Source organism: Pantoea sp. CTOTU49201 (assembly GCF_032054795.1).
GTDB classification, from domain to species: domain Bacteria; phylum Pseudomonadota; class Gammaproteobacteria; order Enterobacterales; family Enterobacteriaceae; genus Pantoea; species Pantoea symbiotica.
Window position 1 is genome coordinate 1 of sequence record NZ_DAMBSA010000251.1, and the last position, 7,038, is coordinate 7,038.

The following is a 7,038-nucleotide window of genomic DNA, read 5'->3' on the forward strand; positions in this document are numbered from 1 at the left end:
CAGTTAGCTGAGGCGCAATATAACCTTGATCAAACGATTATTCGTGCGCCGAGTGATGGATACGTAACGCAGGTGTTAATTCGTCCCGGTTCTTTCGCATCTTCATTGCCACTGCGGCCAGTGATGATTTTTATACCTGAACAGAAACGTCAGGTTATTGCGCAATTCCGACAAAATTCATTGTTGCGTTTAACGCCCGGTGATGAAGCGGAAGTGGTATTTAATGCGCTACCGGGGCAAGTATTCAGCGCAAAACTGCTGAGAATTATTCCGGTGGTTTCGGGCGGTACTTATCAGGCTCAGGGAACCTTGCAATCTTTAACCATTGATCCCGGTTCGGATGGCGTGCTGGCAGTGGTTGAATTGGATCCTGATGCGGCAGTCGATGCATTGCCGGATGGTATTTTTGCGCAGGTTGCTGTTTATTCCGATCACTTTTCGCATGTTTCAGTAATGCGTAAAGTATTGCTGCGCATGACCAGCTGGGTTCATTATTTGTATCTTGACCATTAATAAAACAGAGATGATTTAATGTTTTTCAGTTAAGCATGAATCGGTCGCCATGAATGGCGACCCTACGTTAAGGTTATTGCATTTGAAAAGGACTGCCCCAGCATCAGTCATATTCATGCTGAGGCAGTTTTTAAATTACTTTTTCTTGTAGACGATTGCAGTACCATAAATTTTGTTATTGGTATTCGCGGAGGTCACGATATAAATGTCGCCCCCTTTCTCATCTGCCATTTTAGACAGCTCTTCTTTGGCACTGGCGGCATCCATTTCTCCTGAAGTGGAAATGTTGCCAACCTCGACATACTGATCTTTTACTTTTTCAAACTCGACCTTGGTCATCAGTTGTGCGGCAAATGAGCTGAATGATAAAGCGCTAATGACTAAGCCTAACATTAACTTTTTCATACTGATCCTTGGGTTAGAGAGAAAGTTGAGTTGCTATTATTGTATAGTTTAGAAGCGAAATATTTACAACCTGAAGCAAGTCATTACGATTAGTTTTTGTTGGTAAATTGAATCCATTCCATCGTTACCCTGTATTTCCATCAGTATTTCAGAAACGTCTTACCGGTCACAATTTAGTCGAATCGATCCGCTGAAATTTTGTCAGCCCTCACAAAACTTTCGAAACATTCTTGTATGGCAGTTAATCAAGGGGCAATTCTTATGGCATAACTCCTGACAAGGTGCTGCTGATGATTAACCGTTCGGAAGAGAAACCCATCAAGTTAAGAAACATGCTGGCCTATGGCGGCGGCGATGTTTTTGGTGGCGGCAGTTTTACCATTCTTGGCCTGTGGCTGATGTATTTCTACACCACCTATGGCGGATTAAGCCCGGCTGAAGCGGGTGCAGTGATTGCTTTTGCGCGTTTGCTGGATGCTTTTTTCGATCCGCTGATGGGCTACGTAACCGACAACTTCTGGCGTAATCGTCTTGGGCAGCGTTTCGGTCGTCGCGGCTTTTTCTTCCTGATTGGTGCACCGCTGGTGTTTTTCAGTTACATCATCATGTGGGTCAGCGACATGGGATTTGCTTACTATCTCGCTACTTACATCCTTTTTTATGCCTGCTACACGCTGGTCATCGTGCCTTACGAAACGCTTGCGGCGGAAATGGCTCACGATTTCCATGTGCGTTCACGTCTGACTGGCGTGCGCATGTTCTTCTCAATGGGAGCCGGCATTCTTGCCGCCTGGCTGCCGGGCGCAATTATTGCCGTGCTGGGTGATAACGCCTCTTCCTCGTTCCTGTATATGGCAGTCATCTTTGCCACGCTGTTTGCCATCGTAATTTTTGGGCTCTACTTCTTTACCTGGGAACGCGCCATCGAGATCACCGAAAAGCCCGCGCCGGTTGAGTTCAAACGTGACATGAAAGCGCTGTTCCGCTCACTGATCTCAACCTTCCAGGTGCGCACCTTCCGTCAGCACGTTGGTATGTATCTCGGGGCTTATGTGGCGCTTGATGTGCTTGGCGCCGTGTTGGCGTATTACATCATTTTTGTGCTGGGTCACAGCGCTATTGATGCCGCCAACAGCATGACCTTTATGTCGGTGGTGCAATTCTTCTGCATCGCCGCCTGGATCCCTTTCTGTATTCACATTGGTAATGGCGCGGCTTACAAGCTGGCGCAATACCTGATGCTCATCAGCGTGGCGCTGTTCATCAGCTTCTATGCGTTTGGCATTAGCGCGGAGATGTGGATGGTTTGGGGCGCAGCGATTGTTATGGGAATGGGGCGTTCAGGTACCCAATACGTGTGCTGGAATATCTACAGCTTTATTCCGGACGTCGATGAAATGCTGACTGGCCAGCGTCGTGAAGGCATCTTTGCTGGCGTGATGACCTTCGTGCGCAAAGCTGTGCAAGCGGTAGCGCTATTTATCGTCGGGCTGGTACTGCAATCCTATGGTTTTGCGGGTAAAGGCGCAGTAAGTCAGCCCCCCGAAGCCATTCACGGCATCGCCCTGGTATTCGGCATTGGTGCGCTAATTTTCCTGACTGTCGGACTCTTTAGCGCCCGTGGTTTTAGTTTGAACCGCCACAATCACGCGCTGCTGATTGCTGAGATTCAACGCCGCCATGCGGGCGGAAATCCCGCCGAAGCTTCCGCAGAGACGCGCGCGGTCGCAGAAAGACTAACCGGCTGGCCGTGGGCCAGTTTATGGGGCAAAAACGACATCATGAAGCGCATCGATCCACGCGCAGAAAACCTTACTGCTAAAGGAAACCAGCAACATGACACGCATCACCTTTGAAACTATGCAGTCTACGATTGAGCAAGCGTTATTAAACGCCGGGCTAGGGGCGAAACAAGCGGCGTTATGCGCGCGAATTCATACCGAAACCAGCTGTGACGGCATTCCGTCGCATGGCCTGAATCGGGTCGCACGCTTCGTCGATTATTTGAAGAAAGGTTGGGTTGATGCCAACGCCGTGCCGGAACGCGTCAAGAGTTTGGCCGTGATGGAAGTGTGGGATGGGCAGCGCGGGCCGGGCATTACCAATGCTATTTTGGCCGTTGACCGGGCTACCGAGTTAGCGCGTGAGCATGGCATGGGGCTGGTAGCGATGCGCAACACAACGCATTGGATGCGGGGTGGCACCTATGGATGGCGTGCGGCAGAACAGGGAATGGCCGCAATTTGCTGGACCAACACCGAATCTTGCATGCCTGCGTGGGGCGGTATAAATACCCGACTCGGCAATAATCCGTTTGTGATGGCGGTACCCGGAAAACAAGGGTCGCTGGTGCTGGATATGGCGATGTCGCAATATTCGTATGGCAAGCTGCAGGTGACGCGTTTGAACGGGGAACAACTGCCGTATCCTGGCGGATTTGATCAGCAGGGAAACTTGACCAGCGATCCTGCGCCTATCGAGCAATCAATGCGTATTCTGCCAACAGGCTACTGGAAAGGATCCGGCTTGGCGATTCTGCTGGATGCGCTGGCCGCTCTACTTTCAGGCGGAAGTTGTACCGCAGAAATTGACACTATCCAGCAAGGTAGCTGCACCGGAGCCAGCCAGATCTTTATGGTCTTCGACCCGGCGCAACTCAGCGGCAGAGATTTCAGCGATCAATTGGCCGAGACTATTCAGCAGTATGTGAATGGATCTGAGGTTGCGGAGGGATTCAATCATGTCACCTGGCCCGGTCAGCGCCAACGCGCGACACGTGAGCGTAATCGGGTTGAAGGGATTCCGGTTGATGATGGGGTTTGGCAGGAAGTTCAGCAGTTGGCGGCGCTCCGTTAAGCATTAATTCGCATACGTATGCAGGTGCGCATGAATGCGCACCCTACGAAAAACGCGCCAATCCATTGTAGGGTCGCCATTCATGGCGACCGAATCACGTTTAACTGACGAGCACTAGGATTCTACAGCCCCCCGTTTTAATCCATATTTAACGCAACGTCACCCAACGTTTCCCCACCAGCACCGTCATCGCCACTATCGTGACTATCGCCGCAAGATGCATGACAAAATCCAGCGGATGCAGATGCACCGGATGGCAAAACGCCAGCAGCGTCACTGCCATACAGGAAACGCCCAGGCCCGCCATCGCCAAACTGCGCACTGGATGCAGTGCGCGGGTGCGGCGCAAGCTGGCGATCATCAACACCATCATCGGCGTGCTCACCACCAACAGAAAGGTAAAGCAGCGCGCGCTGTCGTTGTCATGTTCGATCGGCACCTCACCGGGAATCTGGCTGATGCTCATGCCGAGCCACAGCAAGCCAATCGGCAGCAGTGCTTTCCAGCTGATACTGCGGCGTCCGGGGATGCTCATATTGAAGGCGCTACGGATTGCCAGCGTGCCGAGGATAAACGCCAGTACCAGTTGGAAGATTGCCTGCAACGCGCCGGGCTGCGCCCAGTCGGTGAAACTGCGCTGCACCAAAAAGCTGGCGGCGATGCCACAAGGTAACGCCAGCAGCAGCCAGGTGAAGACACGCCTGCCAGTGGATCGCAACGGTTTAACGGGCCGCATCTCGCGCCCGAGTTTTTCAATTAACAGGTCATGATCGGTCATGATTGGCTCCAAAACGGCGCAGATTCGTCAGCGCGCGGTGCAACAGCGATTTCACCGCTGCAACACTCAGGTTGTTATGCGCGGCTGCTTCCGTCAGGCTCATTTCGCGCAGATGAACATGTTCGACAATGTCGCGCTGACGCGAGGGCAGCTGGCGCAGGTAGCCGGCCAGCTCTTCCTGCGAGTCCTGCTGCGGGGCGTCGGGCGGACTGGCCACTTCCGACATCGCGTCGTCGTTAATTTCCCACTGCTGATGGCGGCCACGTCGCCGCAGCGCATCAATCGCGCGCGCCGAGATAATCGCCATCAGCCAGGGTAAAAAAGGGTAGGCAGGATCATAGGTGTGACGCACCCGATGCACCGTCAGTAGCACATCCTGAATCACATCTTCTACCAGTGCGTTATCGGCGATCTGTTTGCGTGTTTGCGCACGAATCACCGGCACCAGCGCTTTCAGCAGTCGGGTGTAGGCGAGCTGATCGCCCGCCTGCGCCTGTTCCATTAGCGCGGGCCAACTTTCGCGCGCGCTATCGCTTGTTTGCATAATCCGCCTTGTTGTTCTTACGCCTTCTTGCTCGCCTGGTTCAGCGCGTTCACCACAATACTCGGTGTCAGCACCTGCGGCAGCACTTTCGGCGGTCCGCCATCGGCAGGGTAAACCAGATACATCGGTAATCCGCCCTGACCAAACTCACTCATGGTGTCATCCACGTCCGGATTAAATTTAGTGGAATCTGCCACCATGTACAGCGTGCCGGTTTTGGCGATGGCCTCTTTCACGGCCTGGGTTGAGAGCGAGGTTTTCTCATTCACCTGACAGGTGATGCACCAGGACGCAGTGAAGTCGACAAAGATCGCTTTACCGTGGCCGCGCTGCGCTTCAACCGCTTGCGGCGTCCATTTGGCTTTGGTCACTTCCGCCGTCAGTTGATCGCCTGCCAGACCTGCGCCGGGTTTGATAAGTCCAGGAAGCGGGCCGATGACGGCGATGATCAGCACCGCCGTAACGGCATACAGCACCTTGTGACTTTTGCCGGCAAAGTGGCGATGTTGCGCCATGCCGTACAACCAGCCGGCGAAGGCGACCACCACGGAAGCGGCCAGCAAGGTGGCCAGCGCCGCGCTTCCCGCTTGCTGCGCCAGCACCCACACCAGCCAGGCATACGCGCCAAACATCGGGAACGCCAGACCGCGTTTCAATACATCCATCCATGCGCCGGGACGCGGCAGGAATTTAGCCAGCGCCGGGAACAGTGATACCAGCGTGAACGGCGCGGCGAAGCCGATGGCCAGCGCAAAGAAGATCACTAAGGCGACGGCAGGTGGCTGCACCAATGCATAACCGATGGCGCTCGCCATAAAAGGTGCGGCGCACGGCGTGGCGACGATAATCGCCAGCGCACCGGTCAACGCTGAGCGTGTAAAGGCACCGCGACCAACGTCAACCGATCCGACGCGTTGTACCGATAAGCCCACTTCAAACACACCGAGCAGATTAAGCGCGGCGGCGAGGATCACCAGCGACAGCAAGGCAATCACCAGCGGCGATTGCAGCTGGAAACCCCAGCCAACCGCGGCGCCACCGGCGCGTGCCGCCAGCAGGATGCCCGCCAGCGCCATCATGGTCACCACAACGCCAAGTAAAAAGCCCATTCCTTCACGACGCGCGCTGGCGGCGTTATCGGTATGGCGCAACAAGCCGAGCGCTTTCAGCGAGATCACCGGAAACACGCAGGGCATTAAGTTCAGAATGATGCCGCCGATGAAGGCGGCCAGCATGGCGGTTAACATCGCTGGCCTCTTTGCTTAGTTAGCTTGCGGGTGAGAAGCGTCGTATTGCTTAACGGCGGCCATCGCTTTTTCAATGTGCGTGTCCGGGTTTCTGTCAGTGTAACTCAGCAGAATGTTGCCATCGGGCGCGATCACGTAAGAGGTACGATCGGACAGCGTTTTGCCTTTCATCTGCATGGTGGTTTGATACTGCGCCGCCACTTTCGCGCCTGGATCGGCGGCGACGGTGAATTTATCGCGGCACTCCAGTTTGGAGAAATCACTAACCTGATCGGTATTACCCGCGGTTACGCCCACCACAGTCGCGCCCATTTTGGCGAAGCTATCGGTGGCTTCAGCGAAATCGTGCGCTTCAATGGTGCAGCCTGCGCTGAACGCCGCCGGGAAGAAATAGAGCACCACCGGGCCTTTCTTTAAGGCATTTTGCAGTGAAAAGGTCAATGGCTTACCGGCTAACGCGCCCTGCAGTTCGAAGTTCGGTGCTTTCGCGCCTACCGGCAGTGCGGCACCGGCGTTGAAGGCGGACAGACCCAGTGCGGCGGTCATGGTCAGGGTACATACGAGGGATTTCATGCGTTTCATTTTCTGCTCCTGCGATGAATGGGAGTTCCGATTTGGATGTCTCAGTAATGCAGTTCGCTGGAGCAGAGAGGAAAGTTTCGGTGAGGTGGAAAATTATTTTTTGCAGGCGTGCT

The 7,038-nt window shown here is 54.2% G+C and carries 8 protein-coding genes; 3 read left to right on the forward strand and 5 right to left on the reverse strand.

The window, feature by feature from the left end; all coding sequences use genetic code 11:
• Positions 1-513 (forward strand): HlyD family secretion protein (locus tag RTY00_RS16500; protein WP_312665161.1); only part of this gene is annotated, 513 nt, incomplete at its 5' end.
• A 135-nt stretch (positions 514-648) separates the two neighbouring features.
• On the opposite strand, the gene yahO is transcribed toward RTY00_RS16500, so the two are convergent.
• Complete coding sequence (gene yahO, locus RTY00_RS16505) at positions 649-918, reverse strand: DUF1471 family periplasmic protein YahO (protein ID WP_154157509.1); 270 nt, start codon at positions 916-918, stop codon at positions 649-651.
• A 290-nt stretch (positions 919-1,208) separates the two neighbouring features.
• Between yahO and RTY00_RS16510 the strand changes: the two genes are divergently transcribed.
• Complete coding sequence (locus tag RTY00_RS16510) at positions 1,209-2,774, forward strand: MFS transporter (protein WP_312665162.1); 1,566 nt, start codon at positions 1,209-1,211, stop codon at positions 2,772-2,774.
• A complete protein-coding gene (yiaK, locus tag RTY00_RS16515) occupies positions 2,755-3,774 on the forward strand; it encodes a 3-dehydro-L-gulonate 2-dehydrogenase (protein WP_312665163.1) in 1,020 nt (339 codons plus the stop codon). Before RTY00_RS16510 ends, yiaK begins: the two co-directional genes overlap by 20 nt.
• 148 nt (positions 3,775-3,922) lie before the next feature.
• On the opposite strand, the gene RTY00_RS16520 is transcribed toward yiaK, so the two are convergent.
• The 4 genes from RTY00_RS16520 to RTY00_RS16535 are packed head-to-tail and all read right to left on the reverse strand — an operon-like array spanning position 3,923 to position 6,925.
• Positions 3,923-4,552: an NrsF family protein gene (locus RTY00_RS16520; RefSeq protein ID WP_312665164.1), complete on the reverse strand. Its 630-nt coding sequence runs from the start codon at positions 4,550-4,552 to the stop codon at positions 3,923-3,925.
• The gene (locus RTY00_RS16525) at positions 4,539-5,096 is read right to left on the reverse strand and encodes a sigma-70 family RNA polymerase sigma factor (RefSeq protein WP_312665165.1); all 558 of its coding nucleotides are present in this window, start codon (positions 5,094-5,096) and stop codon (positions 4,539-4,541) included. The genes RTY00_RS16520 and RTY00_RS16525 overlap by 14 nt, the downstream gene beginning before the upstream one ends.
• A 17-nt stretch (positions 5,097-5,113) precedes the next feature.
• A complete protein-coding gene (locus tag RTY00_RS16530) occupies positions 5,114-6,343 on the reverse strand; it encodes a protein-disulfide reductase DsbD family protein (RefSeq protein WP_312665166.1) in 1,230 nt (409 codons plus the stop codon).
• A gap of 15 nt (positions 6,344-6,358) precedes the next feature.
• Positions 6,359-6,925 carry a peroxiredoxin gene (locus RTY00_RS16535; RefSeq protein ID WP_312665167.1) on the reverse strand — a complete coding sequence of 189 codons (567 nt, stop codon included), beginning with the start codon at positions 6,923-6,925 and terminating at the stop codon, positions 6,359-6,361.
• Positions 6,926-7,038 lie beyond the last annotated feature (113 nt).

Bases quoted from the DNA above. Each gene is read 5' to 3' on its own strand.
- yiaK (WP_312665163.1), top strand. From the start codon at position 2,755: ATGACACGCATCACCTTTGAAACTATGCAGTCTACGATTGAGCAAGCG.
- RTY00_RS16520 (WP_312665164.1), bottom strand. From the start codon at position 4,552: ATGACCGATCATGACCTGTTAATTGAAAAACTCGGGCGCGAGATGCGG.
- RTY00_RS16510 (WP_312665162.1), top strand. From the start codon at position 1,209: ATGATTAACCGTTCGGAAGAGAAACCCATCAAGTTAAGAAACATGCTG.
- RTY00_RS16530 (WP_312665166.1), bottom strand. From the start codon at position 6,343: ATGTTAACCGCCATGCTGGCCGCCTTCATCGGCGGCATCATTCTGAAC.
- yahO (WP_154157509.1), bottom strand. From the start codon at position 918: ATGAAAAAGTTAATGTTAGGCTTAGTCATTAGCGCTTTATCATTCAGC.
- RTY00_RS16535 (WP_312665167.1), bottom strand. From the start codon at position 6,925: ATGAAACGCATGAAATCCCTCGTATGTACCCTGACCATGACCGCCGCA.
- RTY00_RS16525 (WP_312665165.1), bottom strand. From the start codon at position 5,096: ATGCAAACAAGCGATAGCGCGCGCGAAAGTTGGCCCGCGCTAATGGAA.